Annotated in this window: 19 protein-coding genes; 2 read left to right on the top strand and 17 right to left on the bottom strand. The window is 58.6% G+C overall.

Going from position 1 to position 22,351, the window contains the following annotated elements; translation table 11 throughout:
- Window positions 1-11: 11 nt before the first annotated feature.
- From K5Q35_RS15400 to K5Q35_RS15380, 5 genes are all read right to left on the bottom strand, one after another.
- Entirely contained in the window at window positions 12-2,084 is a 2,073-nt protein-coding gene (locus K5Q35_RS15400; RefSeq protein WP_220800187.1) for a hydantoinase/oxoprolinase family protein, read from the bottom strand.
- Window positions 2,085-2,124: 40 nt separating this feature from the next.
- Window positions 2,125-3,408, bottom strand: coding sequence for a TRAP transporter large permease (locus K5Q35_RS15395; protein ID WP_220800186.1), 1,284 nt, complete (start codon window positions 3,406-3,408; stop codon window positions 2,125-2,127).
- A 5-nt stretch (window positions 3,409-3,413) separates the two neighbouring features.
- Window positions 3,414-4,013: a TRAP transporter small permease subunit gene (locus tag K5Q35_RS15390; RefSeq protein WP_220800185.1), complete on the bottom strand. Its 600-nt coding sequence runs from the start codon at window positions 4,011-4,013 to the stop codon at window positions 3,414-3,416.
- Window positions 4,014-4,110: 97 nt separating this feature from the next.
- Window positions 4,111-5,163, bottom strand: a complete 1,053-nt coding sequence (locus tag K5Q35_RS15385) for a TRAP transporter substrate-binding protein (RefSeq protein WP_259650551.1) — start codon at window positions 5,161-5,163, stop codon at window positions 4,111-4,113.
- A 61-nt stretch (window positions 5,164-5,224) separates the two neighbouring features.
- The gene (locus tag K5Q35_RS15380) at window positions 5,225-5,929 is read right to left on the bottom strand and encodes an isochorismatase family protein (RefSeq protein WP_013960726.1); all 705 of its coding nucleotides are present in this window, start codon (window positions 5,927-5,929) and stop codon (window positions 5,225-5,227) included.
- 200 nt (window positions 5,930-6,129) lie between these two features.
- On the opposite strand from K5Q35_RS15380, the gene K5Q35_RS15375 reads away from it, so the two are divergent.
- Window positions 6,130-7,032, top strand: coding sequence for a LysR family transcriptional regulator (locus K5Q35_RS15375; protein WP_220800184.1), 903 nt, complete (start codon window positions 6,130-6,132; stop codon window positions 7,030-7,032).
- 4 nt (window positions 7,033-7,036) lie between these two features.
- On the opposite strand, the gene K5Q35_RS15370 is transcribed toward K5Q35_RS15375, so the two are convergent.
- The 4 genes from K5Q35_RS15370 to K5Q35_RS15355 all read right to left on the bottom strand — a co-directional run bounded on the left by K5Q35_RS15370 (window position 7,037) and on the right by K5Q35_RS15355 (window position 11,230).
- Entirely contained in the window at window positions 7,037-8,143 is a 1,107-nt protein-coding gene (locus K5Q35_RS15370) for an ABC transporter ATP-binding protein (RefSeq protein WP_220800183.1), read from the bottom strand.
- Window positions 8,144-8,173: 30 nt separating this feature from the next.
- Window positions 8,174-8,998 carry an ABC transporter permease gene (locus tag K5Q35_RS15365; protein WP_220800182.1) on the bottom strand — a complete coding sequence of 275 codons (825 nt, stop codon included), beginning with the start codon at window positions 8,996-8,998 and terminating at the stop codon, window positions 8,174-8,176.
- A 10-nt stretch (window positions 8,999-9,008) separates the two neighbouring features.
- Entirely contained in the window at window positions 9,009-9,863 is an 855-nt protein-coding gene (locus K5Q35_RS15360; protein WP_013960730.1) for an ABC transporter permease, read from the bottom strand.
- A gap of 80 nt (window positions 9,864-9,943) precedes the next feature.
- Window positions 9,944-11,230 carry a PotD/PotF family extracellular solute-binding protein gene (locus K5Q35_RS15355; protein ID WP_220800181.1) on the bottom strand — a complete coding sequence of 429 codons (1,287 nt, stop codon included), beginning with the start codon at window positions 11,228-11,230 and terminating at the stop codon, window positions 9,944-9,946.
- Between the two features lie 499 nt (window positions 11,231-11,729).
- Between K5Q35_RS15355 and K5Q35_RS15350 the strand changes: the two genes are divergently transcribed.
- Window positions 11,730-12,872, top strand: a complete 1,143-nt coding sequence (locus tag K5Q35_RS15350) for an alanine racemase (protein WP_220800180.1) — start codon at window positions 11,730-11,732, stop codon at window positions 12,870-12,872.
- A 60-nt stretch (window positions 12,873-12,932) separates the two neighbouring features.
- Here the strand turns inward: K5Q35_RS15350 and K5Q35_RS15345 are convergent, their stop codons facing one another.
- Genes K5Q35_RS15345 through hutI form a run of 8 tightly spaced genes read right to left on the bottom strand, consistent with a single transcriptional unit; the run spans window position 12,933 to window position 22,341 of the window.
- Window positions 12,933-13,736, bottom strand: a complete 804-nt coding sequence (locus K5Q35_RS15345; protein WP_220800179.1) for a phytanoyl-CoA dioxygenase family protein — start codon at window positions 13,734-13,736, stop codon at window positions 12,933-12,935.
- A gap of 37 nt (window positions 13,737-13,773) precedes the next feature.
- Window positions 13,774-14,814: an aromatic ring-hydroxylating dioxygenase subunit alpha gene (locus K5Q35_RS15340; RefSeq protein ID WP_013960734.1), complete on the bottom strand. Its 1,041-nt coding sequence runs from the start codon at window positions 14,812-14,814 to the stop codon at window positions 13,774-13,776.
- A gap of 17 nt (window positions 14,815-14,831) precedes the next feature.
- Window positions 14,832-16,502, bottom strand: coding sequence for a urocanate hydratase (gene hutU, locus K5Q35_RS15335; protein ID WP_220800178.1), 1,671 nt, complete (start codon window positions 16,500-16,502; stop codon window positions 14,832-14,834).
- A gap of 11 nt (window positions 16,503-16,513) precedes the next feature.
- Window positions 16,514-17,659, bottom strand: coding sequence for an acyl-CoA dehydrogenase family protein (locus K5Q35_RS15330; protein WP_220800177.1), 1,146 nt, complete (start codon window positions 17,657-17,659; stop codon window positions 16,514-16,516).
- Entirely contained in the window at window positions 17,656-18,822 is a 1,167-nt protein-coding gene (locus K5Q35_RS15325; protein ID WP_220800176.1) for a CaiB/BaiF CoA-transferase family protein, read from the bottom strand. The genes K5Q35_RS15330 and K5Q35_RS15325 overlap by 4 nt, the downstream gene beginning before the upstream one ends.
- Window positions 18,819-19,613, bottom strand: a complete 795-nt coding sequence (gene hutG / locus K5Q35_RS15320) for an N-formylglutamate deformylase (protein ID WP_220800175.1) — start codon at window positions 19,611-19,613, stop codon at window positions 18,819-18,821. The genes K5Q35_RS15325 and hutG overlap by 4 nt, the downstream gene beginning before the upstream one ends.
- Window positions 19,610-21,151, bottom strand: a complete 1,542-nt coding sequence (gene hutH / locus K5Q35_RS15315) for a histidine ammonia-lyase (protein WP_220800174.1) — start codon at window positions 21,149-21,151, stop codon at window positions 19,610-19,612. The genes hutG and hutH overlap by 4 nt, the downstream gene beginning before the upstream one ends.
- The gene (gene hutI / locus K5Q35_RS15310; protein WP_220800173.1) at window positions 21,148-22,341 is read right to left on the bottom strand and encodes an imidazolonepropionase; all 1,194 of its coding nucleotides are present in this window, start codon (window positions 22,339-22,341) and stop codon (window positions 21,148-21,150) included. Before hutI ends, hutH begins: the two co-directional genes overlap by 4 nt.
- Window positions 22,342-22,351: the final 10 nt, after the last annotated feature.

Here is a 22,351-nt window from a genome sequence, read left to right as displayed (position 1 = left end):
ATTGTCCTCCTTCAGGATTTCGTCAGGCGCATGCTGCCATAGTCCAGAACCTCAGCGGTATATCCGGGCGGCAACAACGTGGTGGAGTTGTGCTGGATGATGATCGCGGGCCCGTCCACGGTGGTTCCGGCCCCGAGCTTGCCGCGATCAAGGCGCGGTGTGATGTGGCTTGTGCCATCGTCAAACACGGTTTCGCGCTCATACATAAACGCGTTTTCCACATCATCGGGCTTGCCTTTGAACAGCGGGTCCAGCGCGTGATGACGTACTTTTGCCGTGGCAATGACGCGCACGGTATAAAGTTCAACCAACGCATCATCAAAGGCGTATCCGTAATCCGCCTTGTGCTGTTTGTGGAACGCGTCGATCACCTCGGCCTTGTTTTCAAGGCTCAGCCCGCCCGTGGGCATCGGAATGCGCAGTTCAAAGCCCTGACCGTGATAGCGTATCTCGGCGATGACCTCATAGGCCTGTTCGGCGTTGGGAATATCATCGCTGTCCAACAACACCTTGCCCATCGCACTGAGATCAGCAGAAACTGCGTTGACCTTGTCGATCGCCGCCTGATCAGCACTGAAAAGGTTGGTGATGACAGAACGCGTGTGTTCGTATTGCAAATCCGTGCCCAGCAGCCCCATCGCCGCCGTGATACCCGGTGCAAGTGGCACCAGAACATCGCGGGCCGAAACAAGTTCTGCCAGCGCCGTGCCGTGGAAGGGGCCCGCGCCGCCAAAGGGCATCAGCGAGAAATCGCGCGGGTCATAGCCCCGTGCGACCGAATTGGACCGGATCGTCAGGGACATGTTGTTGTTGACGATCTTGATGATGCCAAGGGCTGCATCCGTCACAGAGATACCAAGCGGGTCCGCGATCTTTTCCTTGATCGCCTTGTGGGACAATTCCGGATCGAGCGGCAGATCGCCGCCAAGGAACTTGTCCGCATCCATCCGGCCCAGCACCACCTGCGCATCGGTCACGGTCGGCTCTGTGCCGCCACGGTTGTAACAGGCCGGTCCGGGTTGCGACCCGGCGGACCGCGGTCCGACGTTAAATCCGCCCGCCGCATCAAGATAAGCGATGGAGCCGCCACCCGCACCAATGGTCTCCAGATCAATCATCGGCGCCATAACGGCATGGCCTGAGACAATTGTGTCGCGTGGGTTTTTGATGCGAAATTGCCCGTTCGCAATGGTCGAGATATCGGCGGATGTGCCGCCGATATCAACGGTCAGGATGTTTTCGGTGCCTGCCAGACGCGCCTCGGACAGTGCACCGATCACGCCCCCGGCGGGGCCGGACATCAGGATGCCAACCGGCTTTTTGGCGCAGCCGTCGATGGTGGAAATACCGCCATTCGACTGGATCACCCGCAGCTTGGCAGGGATACCCGCGTTTTTGACCTTGGCTTCGAGATTGCGCAGATAAAGCGAGGATTGCGGACCGACAAAAGCGTTCATCGCAACGGTCGAGAAACGTTCATATTCGCGGATGACATTTGCAACTTCTGACGAGATGGACACATAGGCGTCCGGTATTTCCTCAAGCACGATGTCGCGCGCGCGCTTTTCATGGCTGTCATTCAGAAACGAAAACATAAATCCAATCGCGATGGATTTCACACCGCGCTTTTTGTAAATCGCACAGGCGGCGCGCACCTCGTCTTCGTTCATTGGAACCTCGATCTCGCCGGTGGGCGGGCGAATGCGTTCCGTCACCGCAATTCGGTTGCGGCGCTTGGACAAGGGATGGCTCTGCCATGGCACATCAAAGTGCAGCGAAAAGTTATGCGGGCGCTTGTGGCGACCAATATGCAGGATATCGCGGAACCCTTTTGAGGTGATGAACCCCACTTCGGCACCGTTGTGTTCGATGGTGATATTCGTGGCAACCGTGGTGCCGTGGCTGATCACTTCGATCTGTTTCTTGTCGATCTCGGCGATGTTGCAGATCTGTTCAATCCCTTCGACCACGGCGATGGACTGGTCCTGTGTGGTGCTGGGGACTTTGTGGAAAAACGTGCCTTTGTCACACTCCAGAACAAGGTCAGTGTTGGTTCCGCCTACATCTACGCCGATACGCGCCATGTTTCATCTCCCTTGGGGTTTATTGAAGTCATTCTGTTTGTCATTTCATTACACCGGGCAGCCAAAGCGCGATCTGCGGGAAGGCCAGCAGCAGCACGATCATCAGGATCAACGCCACCAGAAAGGGCAGGGTGCCTATTATCACGTCACTGATGGGCCCGTTTTTGCGCACACCCTGAATCACATAGAGGTTGATCCCGATCGGCGGCGTGATCAGCGCCGTTTCCAGCATCAGCATCATCAGGATGCCGAACCAGATCAGATCAAACCCCATGCCCGCAACAATTGGTGCAAGCAACGGGGTCGCGATCAGCAAAAGTGAGAAAGCCTCCATAAAGCAGCCGAGGATCATGAAGGCGATGACGATCACGATCATGGTCTGCATCGGTTCAAGGCCCAGACCGTTGACAAAGCTGCTCATCAACTCCGTCAGGCCAACAACGGCGAGCACGAAGTTCAAAAAGACAGCGGCAAAGACGATCAACATCACCATGGCAGTGGTCCGCATCGTGCCCTCAACGGCCTGCTGCAGCATGTTTATTGAGACTTTGCCGTTCCACGCGGCCAGCGCCAAGGAAGAGACAACACCCAGTGACGCGGCCTCCGTCGGGGTGGCGATCCCTGCATAGATGGATCCGACAACGATCAGGAAAATACCGAGCGGCGGCAGTAAATCGGGCAAGGCCCTGATCCGCGCGCCCCAGTCACTGTGACCGCGTGTGCCGCCCCAGGATGGTTTGATGATGCAGGCGATCAGCACGGTCAGCATGAACAGGCCAGCGAGGATCGCCCCCGGTATGAAGCCCGCCATATAGAGTTGCGGCACCGAGGTATCCGTCAGCAGCGCATAGACGATCATGTTGATGGATGGCGGGATCAGGATACCCAAAGTGCCACCCGCCGCCAAAGTCCCCATGAACAGGCGCGGGTTATAGCCGTCCTTTTCGATTTGGGGCATGGCAACCGTGCCCACCGTCGCCGCCGTCGCAATGGACGACCCCGAGGTTGCCGCAAACAGCGTACAGGCGCTGATGTTGGAGTGCATCAACCCGCCGGGCAGCCATGACAGCCAATGCGACAGGGCCGCATACATCTTTTTGGCTACATCTGCCCGCAACAGGATTTCGCCCATCAGGATGAACAGAGGCACCGCCGTGAGAATGAAATCGATGCTGTTGGTCCAGAAGATGTCACCAGCAGCAAGATAAAGCGGCATCGGCGAGTAGATATACGCCAGCGCCAGAGCCAGTATGCCAATCACCGCAGCGATTGGAACGCTAAGCGCGATCAGGCCGAATAAAATTCCCGAGGCTGTGCCCAGCATTGTGGTTAGTCCCTTCTGGCTGTCGATGGATCGTCAAGAAGCCCGCTTGTTTCTTCCTTGATCTCTTCTTCCATCGAGGTTGCCCCACCGAGTGCATGCAATGTGTCGAACCGTCCGCGCACCAGTGCCGAGATCATGCCGTAAAGAACCACGAACAGCGTGAAACAAAACAGGCACCAACCCAGCACCCAAAGGCCTTGTGGGATGATAAGCGGGGTATGAAGCGGTGTGATGGAATGAGAGTTGTTTTCCCATGTGACCGACACCATCAGTAGGGCGCGCCATGTGACGATCACGACAAAGAAGGTCAAAAGGGACAGCCCCAGAATATCCAGAAGCGCGCGTCCAATGCATGGAAACAGTTGATAGCCTACGTCGATGCGCACATTCGCTTTTTGCAAAAGCGCAAAGGGAAAGGCAAAGGCGGTGGATATGGCAAAGAGATAGCCGGAGATTTCATCTGACCCTGCCAGCGAGATCCCGAAAAACTTGCGACACAGCACATCAATGGAGACCATGAAGGCGGCGAACAACATCATCGACCCACCGATCCATACGGCGATGCGGGATGTGGTGGTGAGCCGTGCAAGCAAAGTGTTGTACATAGTGAACCCGTTGAAAATGCGGTGCGTCCTGTCGTACTAGGGCGCACCGCCAGTGAGTGGCGCGACATGTCCTTGCCGCGCCAACAGGGAGGTTCGTTTAGTTCGTGGGGGCACTCAGGCCCGCCGCAGCGCCTGCTGTCTCGTTCCATGCCGAGACACAATCGTTGCCGCAGCGATCAGACCATCGCTTGAGGACATAGTCGCTGAGGATGGCTTGACGTGCCGCCTCGTCGTCCGGGCTGGGCGTGTTCAACGATGCGGCACCTGCTTCGCCCATCGTGCATTCAACCGTGCCGGTCAGACATCCAACGCCCATGGCCTGTTCGGATTCCGCAATGGCCCAGCCGGCCTCTTCCATCTCGTCAAACGCGGCCTGCATGACCGAGCGGCTTTCCTCGTCGAGGCCATCCCAAAGATCTGCATTCACCGCGGTAAAGGTGATCGAATAGCCAATCGGCAGGGTAAAGACATGGTTGATAACCTCATGCCATTTCGCCTTGAAGGCTGAAACCGGATCAGTGACCGCGCAATCGGCGACCCCCTTTTCAAGTGCAGGAACAACTTCGGCAAAGGGCAATGTGACGACAACGCCGCCTGCACCTTCGACAAAATCACCCAAGGTAGCAGAGTGGACCCGTATTTTACGTCCCTTCAGATCATCGATGCTGGCGATTGGCTCAACACAGTAAATCATGGACGCAGGCCAGGGATGCAGCGACACAATCGTGGCCCCGTATACATCGCGGAACGTCTGATCCATTGTCGGCTCATAGGCCGCCGCGATCTGACGCATCGTGGCAAAGTCAGGTGCGATGCTGGAAAGATCCGTGCCCTCAATCGCAGGGTTTTCGGATGCAACATAGCTGCCCAACCCATGCGCGACCTCGAAAACACCAAGCTTCAGCAGGCGCATCACTTCGGTGCCCTTAAGGCCCGCTTCGGTGATCGGGATGGCGTTGCCTGTTATCCTGCCGCCTGTCGCGGCAGGCAGCTTTTCGCTCCAGAACGGCTGTTCGACATTCTGCCATGACGACAGGTTGCCCCATGTGCCGACGACTTTGAAATCACGTTGAATCGTCTCTGCTTGGCCCGCGATTACGGACAATGCAGTTACCATGGCGCAAGACCCTAAAGTTCTGATAATTTTCATTTTAACCCCCAAATGATTTTTGAAAGGCCAACGCGCAGCCAATCCGCGCGTTGGCGCGTTATTACTTGCCGACGGTATTGAGGTATTCGACGCAGGTATCCACGGTTTCGACATCGCCGAATTTGGAGTCGATATCGAAGAGGTTCCATGCAACAGCACCGGGCACTCGATCCCCGATCGCCTCTTTCACCGCGATGGTGCGGAACCCGTCTGCGATGCCGTCACAGATGGTTTGGCGCACGCAGGCACAGGCCGTCACGCCGGTCACGAGGATCGTGTCCACACCATTTGCGCGCAGGATGCCGGCCAGTTCGGTGCCGTGGAAAGAGCTCGCGCGTTTTTTCAAAAGGGTATACTCGCCCTCAATTGGCGCGATGCGGCTGTCGATGGCCCAGAGATCCTCATTCGCCAGATCAACGACATCCACCGGAATTTTATCATGCCACAGGCCCATGTCCGTGAAAGGAGCATTGCGGTCAGTGATCTCATAGGCCGTGGTGACATGGATCACGGGATGACCATTGGCGCGGAAAGCCTTGAGCAGCTTCTGCATGCCGGGAATGATCTCGTTATCCATCTTTTCCTGATCGCAGGTGAAAGGGTTGCCCGGCCGCGTCCAGGCATTCGCCAGATCGACACTGACCAATGCGGGTTTTTTGCCAAAGCCCACGCGCCGGGCGAATCCACGCTCTTTATACAGCTTTGTTGCCTCGTCGAACGCCTGCTGCAGCATGCGATCCAGTTCTTTGACATCTACGTCTTCCATGTCCTGTCCTTTTGTGTTTCGGGCCCGAAAGGACCGATCTGTTGTTCAAATTCAGCGTGGCGCAACGATCGCCTGACGCCAGTGAACGCCCTGAGGGGTACAGAAACAATTGCTGTGTGAGCCACTATTATTGATCTTTTTACAATTATCGCTAAGGCTATATAAATCAGGGGGTTTTTAATGCGATTGGGGTATGGATTATGGCGGCACTGCCGAATTACAGGAATATTGAGGCGTTCAATGTTGTCGCGGTTGAGCTGAGTTTTCGCCGGGCTGCGGAACGTCTGGCGATGGATCAGAGCGCGCTGAGCCGAAGGATCCGCCAACTTGAAGATCTGCTGGGGTATCAATTGATCCGCCGCACAACGCGCGAAGTGTCCCTGACGGCCGCCGGCGAAGTTTTCCACGAGCGAACGCGGCTGATGAGCAGCGAGATTGAGACCGCTGTGCGCGCCGCAGGCATCGCAGCCGAAGGCAAGAGCGGCTCTCTGAGGATCGGGTATATGTCGTTCGCCGCAATGGAAGTGATGCCAAGCGTTGTGCGCGAATTCACCCACCGCTACCCCGATATAGACCTTGAACTGCAGTATATCCGTACGCAAGGTCAACGCATCGAACTGTCGCGCAACAGAATTGATGCGGGGTTTATGCTGGGTCCTTTCTCTCATCCGCAGTTCGAAAACAGAGTGCTGGTAAGCGAACCACCCGTCGCGATCTTATCGACGGACCACCGGCTGTCGACCCGGCCATCCGTGACCTTGGCCGAGATTGCACAATACCCGATGGTGTTGGGAAGCAGGGCGGAATGGGACTTCTTTCGGTTGTTTCTCGAAGATCTCTTTTCACGCGAAGGACATAAGATTCAAATCAGCTATGAGGCGTCAAATGCGCTTGGAATTCTGGGGCTTGTATCATCCGGCTTGGGTGTTTCTGTGTACTCCCAAGGTATTGCACGGTTCCAGCCCCGCACGATCATGACCAAACCCATCAGTGACTGTGATGCGAGGATCTCAACGTTGCTGGCATGGAACCGGGCCTATAAAACGCCCGCCCTGATGAATTTTATCGCAGTCGCAGAAGAGCTCTATCCCAACGCGTCATAACGCGTTAATCGCCGCTGGAATTGTTGGTGCCCAGCAAGTGGCAGACATTGTCTGACGACCATTCCGAAATCACAGCGTCACCGACTTTGAGCGGGTTATCAAAATATGCGCGGTCGTCCATATATACGATGAATTCATCGTCCTGCGTCGTATTCAAGCCGACTTTGACGAATGTCCCCTGATATTCGACGTTGATGACCTCACCTTGCAGGGTGTTCATGTCTTGCTCTGCCTTGGAAACGATGCGGATTTTGTCCCGGCGCACGGCAAAGCTGATCGGATCACCGATGGCCATGTCCCGTTTGACGGGCAGATCAAAGCGCGCGCCACCTTCGGCTTCGGCCACGACCTGCGACCCGTTTGTGGCCGCAATCGTGCCTGTCACCACGTTCTGGCCGCCCATGAAACGGGCGATATAGGGGCTGTATGGCTGGTCATAAACGGCACGCGGATGGTCCGCCTGTTCGATGATGCCGTGATCCATCACGATGACTTTGTCCGCCAGCGCAATCGCCTCGGGTTGGGTGTGGGTGACGTGAATGAAGGTAATGCCCAAATCGTCCTGCAGTCGCTTGAGTTCGACCCGCATCTTGAGCCGCAGGAATTCATCGAGTGCGGATAGCGGCTCGTCCAGAAGCAGGACCTGCGGGTTCGTGATCAAGGCCCTAGCCAAGGCGACCCGTTGCCGTTGCCCGCCCGAAAGCTCGGAGGGCATTCGATCTGCGAGGTTCGCAAGCTCAACCCGTGCCAGCATTTCCATCGCCTGTTCCTGCCGCGCCGGTTTTGCCACGCCATGTATCTTGAGGCTGAACGCGACATTGTCTTTCAGGTTGAGATGCGGAAACAGGGCGTAATCCTGAAACATCAACGCCGTACCACGTTCGCCCGTGCGCATGGTTGTGACGTCATTTCCGCCAATCAGAATACGGCCCGAGGTCGGCGTTTCATGCCCCGCGATCATCCGCAAGAGCGTGGATTTTCCGCAGCCGGAAGGGCCGATCATACAGCAATAGCTGCCCCCTTCGATCACCTGATCGACAGTACCAACGGCCTGAAAATTCCCAAAGGACTTAGTAATCTTTTCCAGTACAATTTCGCCCGTTTTGCTCATTTTCTTGGGTTCCTTATTGTGCGTCGGGTGTCATTTGCCGCGTTTGCGTTGTGAAAAACCGATACCAGCAAATGCCGCCACGATGAGGCACAGGCTGAGGGCTGTTGTCAGTGTGCCAATCGCATAAAGAGCGGGCGTCGTGACGTTGGAGGTCAGCGTTGCAATATGGATCGGCAGCGTGTTCTTTGTTCCTACGGCCAGAAGCGAGCGTGGGAATTCGTCATAAGACAGCGTCAGCCCAAAGAGCGCGACAGCGATGAGTCCGGGGTACAGGATGGGAAGGGTCACGTAGCGCAGGACGCCGACGGATGTGGCGCCTGCATCGCGTGCGGCCTCTTCCCATGAGCTGTCAAACCGGTTGAGCACCGCAAACATGATCAATAAGCCAAAGGGCAGGGTCCAGCTCAGGTGCGCGCCAAGACCCGAGATCATCCAGTGCGGGCGAATACCGATGGTTTGAAACATCTGACCGATGCCGAGGCTCACCAGAATGCCGGGCATGACCAGCGAGATAATGGCGAGGTAAAACACCGGACCGGAGCCGAAGAAACGGCGTCTGAACGCCAGTCCGGCAAAGAAGGATGCAACCACCGTGATCAACATCGCCACTGCGCCCAAAGTCATTGAGCGTTTGAACGATCCTGCAAGATCGCCGTATCGGGTTGAGGTAAACAGATCGTTGAACCAATGGGTCGAAGCCCCGCGCATCGGAAAGGTCATGCCGCCCGTTTCCCCCTGAAAGGACAAGACAAAGATCGCGATCATGGGCCCGTAGAGAAACAGGATGAAGGTAACGAAGAAAGCCGTCAGCAGGTAAAAAGCCAGACCGCGCCGGGATTTTTTGTTCTGTGTCATTGGTTTGCCCCTATTTCGCCAGCTCGGCGCGCACATCGACCACACGCAGGATGACCGACACCATAAAAACCACCACCGCGATCAACAGCACCGCCATGGCAGCCGCTTGCGGATAGAACAGCTGATCAATGTTGTTCTTCATCGCGGAGACAACAGACGTGCTTTGCCCGCCGCTCATCACGCGGACGATAAAGAAATCACCCATCACCAGCGTCACGACAAAAATCGTGCCAAGCGCGATGCCGGTGCGGGTCAAGGGGATGATCACGTTCCACAGGATCTGCAGCTGGCTCGCACCTGCATCCTCCGCGGCTTCGATGACATTCGGGTTGATCTTTACCATCGCGTTAAAGATCGGCACGATCATGAACAACGTGAACAGGTTCACATAGGTCAGGATCACGGCAAAATCGGAGAACAACAGAAATTCGAGGGGTTGGTTGATCACACCTGTCGACATCAGCGCGGTGTTGAAAATCCCCTCTCGGCCCAGAAACGGGATCCATGAAATCATGCGAATGACTGTCGAGGTCCAGAACGGGATCGTGCACAACAAGAACAGCGCGATCTGTATCTTCAGGTTTTTGACATAAAAAACAAGGTAGTAGGAAACGGTGAAACCGATCACCAGCGCGATGGCCCATGTGATGGCCGCATAGCGGATCGTGTTGAAGAATATCTTCCATGTGACCCAGGAGGAAAACACCTTGGTGTAGTTTTCCAATGTGAAGTCGGGAAAATACTCCAGACCGTCAAAAGTCCAAAAGCTGAGCGATACGACAGTGGCGAGCGGAATGCCCACAAAGGCGATCAAAATCGTCGCCATTGGCAGGATTTGCAGCCATGAAATCAATGTCTTGTTCATGAACGGTCAACCACTCTTAATTGCTGATCTGGGCCGGGCGCTGCTGACACAGCGCCCGGCCGTTTGTGAAAAAGGGCGCGTCAGGAAGCGACGAATTCGTTCCAGCGCTCGACCAGATACTGGCCTTCATCCATCAGCGTGTTCCAGGCTGTGATGCCGCCGACACGCTGCTCGAAAGAGCCGCCGTCACGCGCGCGTCCGGGCTGTTCCATAACGCCACCAAAAGGGTCCTTGATCTCAACGGCGGCGGGTTTTCCTTCGTACCAATAATCCCACTCTTCAGCGCTCAGCGCTGCCTTTGTGGTTTCAGGCACCGTGCCGTAATAGCCTTGCCGTGCAACAAATGCGCCGTATTCGCCCGAGAGCATCCAGTTCATATATTCATAGGCGGCGTCGCGTTTCAGACCGTCGAGGTGGCTCATCATGCCCAACCCATTGCCCCAGCCGCGATAGCCTTCGCTGAGCCCGCGATATTCGCAGTCGATACCGCGCGAGCGCACAGCGGTAACGGCGGGCGACCACATGGATTGAATTACGACCTCGCCCCCGGCGATGAAGTTCACCGATTCATCAAAGGAGGACCAGAATGCGCGGAAATGGCTGGCTTTCTTGAGGTCAATCAGGATGGCGATGGTCTTGTCGATTTCCTCCGGCGTCATGTTGCCTTTGTCGCCGTATGTGATGTCGCCGCGCGCTTCGATGGCCATGGCCGCGTCCATGATGCCAATTTGCGGCACGTTGATCAGCGCGGTTTTGCCTGAAAATTCAGGGTTCAGCAGTTCCGCCCAGCTGTTGAGATCGCGGCCGATCAGGTCCGGCCGGATGCCCAGCGTATCCGCATTGTAGATCGTTGGAATGATCGACGCCTGATCCGTTGCGCCACTGGCGAAACCGCCCTCGCCATTCACATACTGGACTTCGAAGGGCAGGGTGCCCTGTGTCGACATGGGCGAGCCATCGAAATTGGTGCCGTCCCGAAAAATGGGTATGATTTTTTCCCAGTTCTCAATACGGCTGACGTCAATCGGCTGCATGTTGCCGCGCCTCCAAACCCGCTGAGTGGCCCAGAATTCCAGATCGGCAATGTCCAGCGTATCAGGCTGGTTAACGACGCGCGCCATAATCCCATCGGTCCAGGCGTTTTGCATCTCTACCTTGAAGCCCAAATCCGCAGAAGCCTTTGCGACCATATCCGGGAATGCGGAATAGGCAGGTCCGAGGTGCAACAAAGTAACATCCTTGATGTCCTGCGCCCAGATCATCGGCGCGCCCAGAACACCGGAAGCTCCAGCCAGCGCCGTGCTGGTCCCGAGCTGTTTCAGGGCAGATCGGCGTGAAATCTTCGTTGGTTTATTTGTTTTTTGCATTTGTCTCTCCGCTGTGGTGATCGCCAAAGGTTAATTCCGGCAGATATCCTTGGTGGCATTTTGGATGTGTTTTTAGTTGTAAAATGTATGTTCGCCGACAAGGTGCACGCTTCGTGCAACGAACGCGCTTGTTGGTCTTCACTCTAGAGGCAGACGCCCGCAAAGATTGAGCGTAAGATTCTCATTAATTAATGCAAAATTTGCAATAATGCGGATGCTCAAAAAATAAGCGCTGCCAACCGGTCCAAACCGACGGTCATAAACGTTAGCCGCTGTTGCAGGTTTTCAAAAACTGACGGCTGCGCTTGGTATTTGTTTCAAGCGAAATGAATTTCGGTGACAGGCGCAAAAGGATAGGGTGCCGCCGTTTCTGCGCGCCGTGGCATCGAATACTGGGGGCGTGCCGCTTTTGGTTTTTTCGGGAAGCGGTCGCCATCGGATACCGGAACCCACGTGACGGCACTTTCGTTTTCGACGTTGCGGGTGTAAGGGCAGGCGCATGACTGATCCTCGTTTTTCCTATCTGCAGACACCCTGCTTGCTCGTCGATGAGGCGCGCATGCAGCGAAATATTCACCGTTTGTCCGATCATGCCGTGACATTGGGCGTATCACTGCGACCGCATCTGAAAACGACGAAAAGTGTCGAGGCGGCACGCTATGTTCTGGCCGATGGAAACGGGCCTGCCACAGTGTCGACCCTCGCCGAGGCCGAAGTTTTTGCCGCCGCCGGGATCAGGGATATTCTCTATGGCGTTGGTATCTGTGCGTCCAAGCTTGACCGCATTATCGCGCTGCACCGCGCAGGCTGCCGTGTGACGGTGCTGTTGGATTGTGCCGCACAGGCCGAGGCTGTTGCATCTGCCTCACGCGCGGCGGGCATCGTGATTCCGGCACTTATCGAGATTGACAGCGATGGGCATCGCAGTGGCTTGTCACCCAATGATCCGGCACTCGTTGAGGTCGGGCGCATTCTGGTAAATGGCGGCGCAGAACTCACCGGTGTTTTGTGCCACGCAGGAGGCAGCTATGGTTCCGTCGGTCGAGACGCCCATGTAAAATGCGCCGAGCAAGAGCGTCTCGCGGTCGTTCAGGCCGCAGATGCGCTGCGCGCCGCAGGATTGCTCTGCCCGGTCGTGAGTGTCGGTTCAACGCCCACGGCGCATGCGGCAAAAGACCTGACCGGAGTGACCGAGCTGCGCGCAGGCGTTTACGTGTTCTTTGATCTGGTCATGGCCGGTATTGGTGCATGCAGCGTGGATGACATCGCGCTCAGCGTTCTGACCACCGTCATCGGTCACCAGAAAGAGCGGGAATGGACGATCTGCGATGCAGGCTGGATGGCAATGTCGCGCGACCGGGGCACAGGAGCGCAGCGCGTCGATCAGGGCTATGGGATTGTATGCGACAGTGCAGGCGTGCCGATCCCCGGATTGATCATGGTGCAAGCCAATCAGGAACATGGCGTCATCGCGCGCCATCCGGATTTCAAGGGCGCGATACCGACCTTGCCGGTCGACACGCAACTGCGCATCCTGCCCAACCATGCCTGCGCGACGGCGGCACAGCACAGCGGGTATCACGTTGTGCCCAAGGAGGCGGGCGCCCCCTTGATGAAGTGGTCGCGGTTTGGTGGCTGGTAGGCTGCTTGGGTCAGCCTCGCACGGGCAGCCCGGCATAGGCGGACCCATAGATCGCGCCGCTTAGTCGGCCGTTTCCAGCAGCATCGGGAACCAGTCTTCGCGCAGGCGCTGCCCCTCTTTCATGTCATGACCGGGAAACGGGGGCGATGTTGGCCCCGGACGCTCGACAAAACGTGCGTCATCGCCCAGCAAGCGCAAGGAAAACGCCCGGCGGCGGGTGCCGCTTTCATTGCCGCGCGCGCCATGCAACGTCTTGTAGTTGAACGCCACGGCGTCGCCTGGTTCCATCTCATATTCGCGGATGTCCATCCCTTCGGCGTCCGGGTCTGGCACCTGCATGTAGTCATCATCGTTTGGATAAAAGCTGGTCTCTGCCAGCCAACGCGTGGGCAAGACCGGCTTTTCCCACAAATGCGAGCCTGCCACACAGCGCAGGGATGCATCGCGCACAGGATCAAGCGGCGACCAGAAGCTGACAGTTTGCTGCCCTTCCACAAAATAATAGGGGCTGTCCTGATGCCACGGCGTGGGTTTGGATGTACCCGGTTCCTTGACCAGCACATGGTCGTGAAACATCTGAACGCTCTTTGATCCCATCAGCTCAGCGGCAACCGCAGCAGCTGGTGATGCCTTTATGGCTTCGGCAAATTCAGGAATGCGGGTCCAGTTGCAATAATCGTCAAAGAAACGACCGCCTTCTCCTTCCTTGAGGTTTTCGGCCGCGTAGGGTCCAGGGTCCGCCATATTGCGCGCCACGCCCGCGCGAAGCTGGTCCACCTGATCCTTGAACAAGCCTTTGACAAGGACAACACCGTCGCGGGCATAGGCGTCGATGTGGTCTTGAGTGAGGAGGGGATGTGTCATCGGTTTCGTCCTTGGTAAATGGATGGTCGTGCGCGGGCTATTCGGCCATCTGGCGATCGACCTGTTGTTCTTCGTTGATCATCGCCTGCAACTGGCGGCGGAAGCGAAGCTGTCCGCCATCAATGGGCAGGTCGATATGCGGCGAGGTCTTGTTGGCCATGCCTTTTTGCACCTCGTTCAATACGGCGCGGTCTTCTTCGAAGGCGTGCTGCACATCCTCGCTCATCATCTTGGACAGGGCCTCATCATCGGGTCGGATGTTGCGCAGCTGGAACCAGTAGTACCGCGTGCGGCCCTCATCGGTGGGTGTCATGAAGTTATAGCTGTCCATGATGAACGTATTTTCATGCAGCGGCCCATCCGGACCACCGGTGCCAGCCGGTGTAAACACCGCCTTGATCAACGCATGCGACGGGTAGCGGACCTCGTAGTGCTGCAAACGGTCGCAATTTCCCTCGAACTCGACGACCTTCTTGTAGAACGGGGCAGGTTCGTGATCCATCATCCAGCGATGCACGATTACACCCTCGTCCGTCTTGGTGATACGCAGGGGCGTGTCCTTGGTGGCTGCCGCGGCAAAGCTGCTTTGATGCACCCATGCCACATGGGTCGGGTCCAGCAGGTTGTCGCACATCAGCAGATAGTTGCAGTCCAACTCCATCGCCGCACCCCGGTTTATGCCCCATGCCGGATTGTCGTAATTCTCGATCTCGAAAATGTCGGCAGGATCGGCCAGCGCGGGATTGCCCATCCAGATCCACACCAGCCCGTATTTTTCTTGCAGCGGATAGGCATGCACCTTGGCGTTGGAGGGAATGCCGCCAGAGCCGGGCGCCCAGACACATTGGCCCACGCAATTGAAGGTCAGGCCGTGATAGCCGCATTCAACCGTGTCCCCTTTGATGCGCCCTTTGGACAAGGGCAGCTTGCGGTGCGGGCAGGCGTCTTCCAGCCCGACCAATTCCCCCGCTTCAGAACGGAAAACGCAGATTTTTTCACCAAGCACCGTAATCTGTTGCAATTCGCGCGTGATCTCATGATCCCACGCGGCGACATACCAAGCATTTTTCAAAAACATCTGCATGTTCCTTTTGTTCAGCGGCCCAGGATACCGGGCAGGTTCAAGCCATTCTCGCGCGCGCAGTCAAGGGCGTCTTCATAGCCTGCATCGGCGTGACGCATCACCCCTGTCGCAGGGTCATTCCACAGGACATTCGCAATGCGGCGGTCTGCATCCTCGGACCCGTCACAGCAAATGACCATGCCCGAGTGCTGCGAAAAGCCCATGCCGACACCGCCGCCATGGTGCAGCGATACCCATGTCGCACCGCCTGCCACGTTCAGCATCGCATTCAAGAGCGGCCAGTCCGATACCGCGTCCGAACCGTCCTTCATCGCCTCTGTTTCGCGGTTGGGCGAGGCCACAGAACCACTGTCCAGATGATCACGTCCGATGACGACCGGAGCGCTCAGTTCGCCAGTGCGCACCATTTCGTTGAACGCAAGACCCAGCTTGTCACGCAGGCCCAGTCCCACCCAGCAAATGCGCGCGGGCAGGCCCTGAAACGCAATCCGTTCGCGGGCCATGTCCAGCCAATTGTGCAGATGCGGGTCGTCGATCAGTTCTTTGACCTTGGCATCTGTCTTGTAGATGTCCTCCGGATCGCCCGACAGCGCGCACCAGCGGAACGGGCCGATGCCCCGGCAGAACAGCGGGCGGATATAGGCGGGCACGAAGCCGGGGAAGGCAAAGGCGTTTTCCAGCCCTTCCTCTTGTGCGACCTGTCGGATGTTGTTGCCGTAATCCAGCGTAGGCACGCCTTGGTTCCAGAAATCGACCATCGCGGCGACCTGGGTTTTCATGCTGGCGCGCGCGGCTGCCTCAACCGCCTTGGGGTCGCTTTCCTGCTTTTCGCGCCACTGCGCGACGCTCCAGCCTTGTGGCAGATAGCCGTGAATGGGGTCGTGGGCAGAGGTCTGGTCGGTGACCATATCGGGCTTCACGCCGCGCTTGACCAATTCGGGGAACACATCAGCGGCATTGCCGATCAGGGCGACGGATTTCGCCTCGCCTGCTGCGGTCCAGCGCTCAATCATCGCCAGCGCTTCGTCCAGATCATGGGTTTTTTCATCGACATAGCGGGTGCGCAGACGGAAATCGGCGCGGGTCTCGTCGCATTCCACCGCAAGACAGCAGGCCCCGGCCATCACCGCCGCCAGCGGTTGTGCACCACCCATGCCGCCCAGACCGCCAGTCAGGATCCAGCGGCCCTTGAGATTGCCGTCATAATGCTGGCGACCCGCTTCCATGAAGGTCTCGTAGGTGCCCTGCACGATGCCCTGCGTGCCGATGTAAATCCACGACCCGGCGGTCATCTGACCATACATCGCAAGGCCCTTTTTATCGAGCTCGTTGAAATGTTCCCACGTGGCCCAATGCGGCACGAGGTTTGAATTGGCGATCAGCACGCGCGGCGCATCCTTATGCGTGTTGAAGACGCCCACCGGTTTGCCCGACTGCACCAGCAGCGTTTGCGTCTCCTCTAGGTCTTTCAACGCGGCGACAATCGCATCGAAATCCTCCCACGTGCGCGCAGCACGCCCGATGCCGCCGTAGACCACCAACTCATGCGGGTTCTCGGCCACATCCGGGTGCAGGTTGTTCATGAGCATGCGCATGGGCGCCTCGGTGAGCCAGCTTTTGGCCGTGATTTCCGACCCGGTGGGGGGGTAAACGTCGCGCAGGTTATGACGGGCGTTGGTCATGGTTTTCTCCTTCAGTGCGCCAGCAGGTGGCCGGCGATGATATTGCGTTGAATTTCAGAGGACCCTTCGTAGATGCGCATGATGCGCAAATCGCGGGTCAGTCGTTCGATCGGGAAATCACGGGTATAGCCATAGCCCCCGTGGATTTGCAGTGCCGCGTCGGCCACACGATCCGCAGCCTCGCTGGCCTTCAGCTTGGCCATCGCCGCCGCTTCGCTGAAACGCGCGCCCGTATCGCGCTGCCGGGCAGCCTCAAGCGCCATGAGCCGCGCGCCGTATAGATCGAGCGCCATATCGGCGAGCATCCAGCGGATACCCTGTTTGGCGCTGAGTGCCTCGCCGCCGATGACGCGATCACTGGCGTAGGCTTTGGCTGCATTAAGGGCCGCTTGCGCCATGCCGATACATTGCGCGGCAACTTCGACGCGTCCATTGTCCAGCACTTTCATCGCGGTGCGAAAACCTGACCCTTCCTCGCCCAGCAGGGCCTCCGCCGGCAGGTGGCAATCCAGCGTCAGCGAAAACACATGCCCGCCCTTGAGGCCCATGGTTTTTTCCGCAGGTCCGGCGGTAAATCCGGGCGTGTGCTTGGGAAGGATGAAGGCGGATATCCCGCGATGCCGCGCCGCCGGATCGGTGACCGCAAAGACGATGAGGACATCCGCGACACCCCCGTTCGAGATGAAACATTTGGACCCCCTCAGGTGCCATCCATCCCCCTCGCGGGTTGCGCGGGTTTTCATATCTGCCGGATCGCTGCCCGCTGAGGGCTCGGTCAGGGCAAAGGCACCCAGTGCTTCGCCTGTGGCCACTTTGGGCAGCCAATGGGCTTTTTGCGCCTCGGTGCCGCCGATCAGAATGGAATCGCTGGCCAGAAAATGCGCGGTCAGTGCCGAGGCCGTCGATCCGCATCCACCGGCCACGATTTCAACGGCGCGCAGCAGGGCAGGGGCGGAAATATCCGAGCCGCCGAAGGCTTCGGGCAGGTTCGCGCCCATCATACCCGCATCTGCCAGCACCTTGAGCTGCGCGTGGACGAAATTCGACGTCTCGTCCGTTTGCGTTGCAAGGGGCGCGATCTTGTCCGCGACGATCCGTTCGAGCAGATCGCAAAACAGGGTCTCGTCGTCGTTCAACATATGCCAGATGGAGGTCATAGAACCACTCCCTTGTCGCGCAGCAGGGCCAGCCGCGCCGCGTCCACATCGCAGAAATCCGACAGGATGCGGGTCGCATCCGCGCTCAAACCTGGTGCGGGGGTCTGTGCAATCGGTTTTTCACCGTCAAACCACACGGGCTGCCCCACCAATGTGCGCGCGCCGTGCTGAACGAGGGTGCGCGCCTTTGCATGTGCGCTTGTGCTTGCCTCGGCGATGCTCCAGATCGGGGCAGAGGGAAGTTGCGCCTCTGCCAATGCGATCATGGCATCTTCTGTCGTTTGTTTTGCGCTCCACGCTTCGATGCAGGCTTTGAGCGCGGGTTCATGCCGGGTGCGCAGACTATCCGTGCCAAAGCGTGCATCCTGTGGCAAATCGGGTTGCCCGATCAGGTCCGCCAGACGGGCGAATTGCGCCGGGGTCAGCACCGCGATCACCACCTGACCGTCCCGTGTTGCAAAACATCCGAAAGGGGTCGATAGCGGGTGCCGGTTGCCGACCCGCTCCGGCGTCTGGCCTGCATAAAAATGCAGCGCGTGGCTGGTGGTCAAAAGGGAATAAAGCGCGTCATACATCGCGATGTCCAGCACGGCACCTTGTCCTGTGCGCCCACGATTGACGAGTGCGGCAAGGATCGCCCAACTGCCAAACAGACCGCCCATCAGATCGGCGACCGATTCACCGGTTTTGAGCGGCGCGCCGCCCTCTTCTCCGGTGGCGGCCATCAGGCCGGACATGGCCTGCACGACCAGATCATAGGCTGGCAGGTCCTTGAACGGTCCGGTCTGCCCAAAACCCGACACACGTGCATAGATCAACCCGGCGTTTTGCGCACGCAAGGTGTCAGGACCAAGCCCGATCTTATCAGCCACGCCGGGACGGAAGTTTTCGACAACCACATCGCAGCCTGTGGCGATCTGCTGCGCAAGCGCCAGCCCTTCGGGGTCTTTCAGGTTCAGCGCGATGCTTTTCTTGCCGCGATTGTTCAGCGAAAACAGCGCGCTGTCACCATCAAGGAATGGTCCGATGTGACGATAATCATCCCCGCGTGGCGGCTCCAGTTTGATCACCTCCGCCCCCAGATCGGCCAGCAACGCCGTGCAAAAGGGTCCCGCAAGGACGCGGGTGAGATCCAGAACCTTGATCCCGTCCAATGGCTTCATGTCCGCAGTTCCGGTGCGAGGTTAGCAAGACGGTTCAACATCTGCGCCAGATGAGGGCGCAGCCGCCCAGCACGTGCGTCGTCATAGGTCCAGGGCGCGGCTTCGGTCTCAAGATAGGCCGATTGCGCAATTTCCATCTGGATCGCATGCCAGCCTTGCGCGGGTCGTCCGTAATGACGGGTTGTCCAGCCGCCTTTGAAACGGGCATTCAAAACGCTTGTGTACGCTGGTGCGGCGGCGACGAGCTCCCAAACACATTGTTCGATCCGGGGCGCACAGGTCGCGCCCGAGTTGGTGCCAATGTTGAGGTCCGGCAACACACCATCAAACAGGAACGGGATATACGAGCGGATCGAGTGGCAGTCATATAGGATCGCCACACCGTGCAGGGCCTGCACACGGGCCATCTCAGCCGCCAGCGCCGCGTGATAGGGCGCGTGAAAATCGCGTCGACGGGTGTCGATGTCTGCCTCGCCGGGCGGCGTATCCCAGATGTCGCGCCCGTCAAAATCCGTAAGCGGGATCAGGGTGGTGGTGTTCTGACCGGGGTAGAGGCTTTCGCCCTCAGGATCACGATTGGCGTCGATCACATAGCGATGGAAGTTGGCCGTCACCGTCGTCGCATCTGCCAACAGACCATCATAGAGCCGGTCAATATGCCAATCTGTGTCCGCCAGCAGGCGGCCATTATCGTTCAGTTTTGCGGCAATATCATCGGGCACATACGTACCCGTATGGGGAAAGCCAAGCACGATGGGGCTGCTGCCCTGATGAACGCTGACGGAGGTCATGCCGCCTCTCCCTTGACGAAGGCAGGCAGATCCACGCAGGCCGCCAGCGTGCCATTTGCGACCAAGGCGCTGGCGGCTTCGATGGAGGGTGCCATGTAGCGGTCTTCGACGATTGTCGGTACATGCGCGCGCAAAACGGCCATCGCGGCCTTGAGCGGGGCGCTGGTTTCCAGAGGGGCGCGGAATTCGATGCCCTGCGCGCCGCACATCGCCTCAACGCCGAGGATCACATTCAGGTTCGCGTTCATGCGCAACAGGCGCCGGGCGGCATGGGCTGCCATGCTGACGTGGTCTTCCTGATTGGCGGAGGTCGGAGTGCTGTCGGTCGTGCAGGGATTGGCGAGGTGCTTGTTTTCGCTCATCAGCGCGGCGGTGGTGACTTCGGCTATCATCAGGCCGGAGTTGAGGCCCGGATCAGGCGTCAGAAAGGGCGGCAGATCAAAGGACAGCGTCGGGTCGACCATAAGTGCAACGCGCCGCTGCGCAATCGCGCCCAGTTCCGACACGGCCACGGCGATCTGATCGGCGGCAAAGCCCACGGGTTCGGCGTGGAAATTCCCCCCCGAGACGATCAGCTCATCCTCCACCAGCACCAGCGGGTTGTCGGTGACGGCATTGGCCTCGATTTCGAGCGTTCTGCCTGCAAAATGCAGAATATCCATCGCGGCACCCGTCACCTGCGGCTGGCAGCGGATGCAATAGGGGTCCTGAACCCGCGTGTCGCCCTCCACATGGCTTTCGCGGATTTGCGAGCCTGCCATCAGCGCCCGTTGCGCGCGCGCCACGGCGATCTGACCCGCGTGTCCGCGCAGGGTGTGGATTGCATCCTGCAAGGGTGCGGTGGACCCCATGATCGCATCGGTGGACAGGGCACAGGTCAGTACGCAGGTCGCCGCATTGCGCCACGCGCCCCACAGGCCGACAAGCGCGCAAGCGGTTGAAAACTGCGTGCCGTTGATCAGCGCCAGACCCTCTTTTGCGCCCAGCACGATGGGGGTGATGCCCGCGCGGCGCAGGGCGTCACCGGCGGCCATGCGTGTGCCTTCGAAAACGGCCTCACCCTCACCGATCATGGCTGCGGCCATATGCGCCAGTGGCGCCAGATCGCCCGATGCACCGACCGACCCTTGGCTGGGGATCACAGGGGTAACGCCGCGCGCGAGCATGTTCTCGATACTCTCGACGGTCGTCATTGCAACGCCGGATGCGCCGCGGCCCAAGGACAGCAGTTTCAGCACCATCATCAGCCGGGTGGTCGCTGCGTCCAGCGGCTCACCCACGCCGCAGCAGTGTGACAGGATCAGGTTGCGCTGGAGCGTTGCGACATCCTTGGGTGCGATCTTGACGCTGGCCAGTTTGCCAAAGCCTGTATTCACGCCATAGACCGCATCATCACCGGCAGCGGCCTTTGCCACAAGCGCCTGCGCCGCTTTGATCCCGGCATGGGCCGAGGGGCACAGCGTGACAGCACGGTTGTTCGCCCAGATGTCTTGCAATTGCGCGAGCGTTGCCGCACCCGGTGTCAGCGTGAGTGTCATATCGCCCCCTTGAAGATGCGGTGATGCAGCGGGTTGAACCCGATGCGATAGGCCAATTCGCTTGGATGCTGCGCGTTCCAGACGCACAGATCGGCGCGTGCACCTGCCATGATCCGGCCGCGGTCTTCTTCGCCCAAGGCAGCGGCCGCATGGGCCGTCATGCCCAGCAAAGCTTCCAGCGGGGTCATGCGAAACAGGGTGCAGGCCATGTTCATCGCCAGAAGCGGCGATGTCAGTGGCGATGATCCGGGGTTGCAGTCCGTGGCCAGAGCCATGCGCACAGCGTGTTTGCGGAAAGACGCAATCGGCGGGACCTTCGTTTCGCGCAGCGTATAGAATGCGCCGGGCAGCACGACCGCAACCGTGCCGGATTTCGCAAGCGCCTGCGCGTCGGCATCCGTGGCATATTCCACGTGATCAGCGCTCAGCGCGCCATAGTGCGCCGCCAGTTGCGTGCCGCCGATGTTTGACAATTGTTCAGCATGGAGTTTGATCGGCAGGCCAAGTTCCACCGCGACGTCAAAAACGCGCGTGATTTGCGCTGTGTCAAAGGCGATGCCCTCGCAGAAACCGTCAACCGCATCGACCAGCTCCTCGCTGTGTGCGGCACGCAGGGTGGGTAGGCAGATGTCGTCGATATAGGCGTCCGGGTTGCCCTTGAATTCGGGCGGGACAGCATGCGCGCCGAGAAAGCTGGTGCGCACATCTACCGGGCGGGCGCTTGCGATCTGGCGGGCGACGCGCAGCATCTTGAGTTCCGTGTCACGGTCCAGCCCGTAGCCGGATTTCACCTCGATCAGCGTGACACCTTCCGCGATCAGCGCATCCACACGGGTCAGCGCATCTGCCAGCAGCGCCGCCTCGGATGCGCTGCGCGTGGCCGTCACGGTCGATACGATTCCCCCGCCTGCGCGCGCCACTTCTTCGTAGCTCGCACCGTTCAGTCGCAGCTCGAATTCAGTCGCGCGATTGCCGCCGAAAACCACATGCGTGTGACAGTCGATCAGCGCCGGTGTCACCAGCCGCCCGCCCAGATCATGCGTTGTTTCGCTGCAGTAAACATCGGGCATGTCGGCACTTGGCCCCACCCACGTGATCTGGTCGCCATCGGTGGCGATGGCACCTTCCTCGATCAGACCGTAGTCCTGATCATCCCGCAGGGTCACAATTCTGGCGTTGGTGAAAAGCATCCGTCGACTC

The sequence above is a fragment of the Roseobacter sp. OBYS 0001 genome, from assembly GCF_019654895.1.
Classification (GTDB): Bacteria; Pseudomonadota; Alphaproteobacteria; order Rhodobacterales; family Rhodobacteraceae; genus Roseobacter; species Roseobacter litoralis.
The sequence above is the reverse complement of the archived record's forward strand: the minus strand, read 5'-3'. Positions and strand labels throughout refer to the sequence as shown.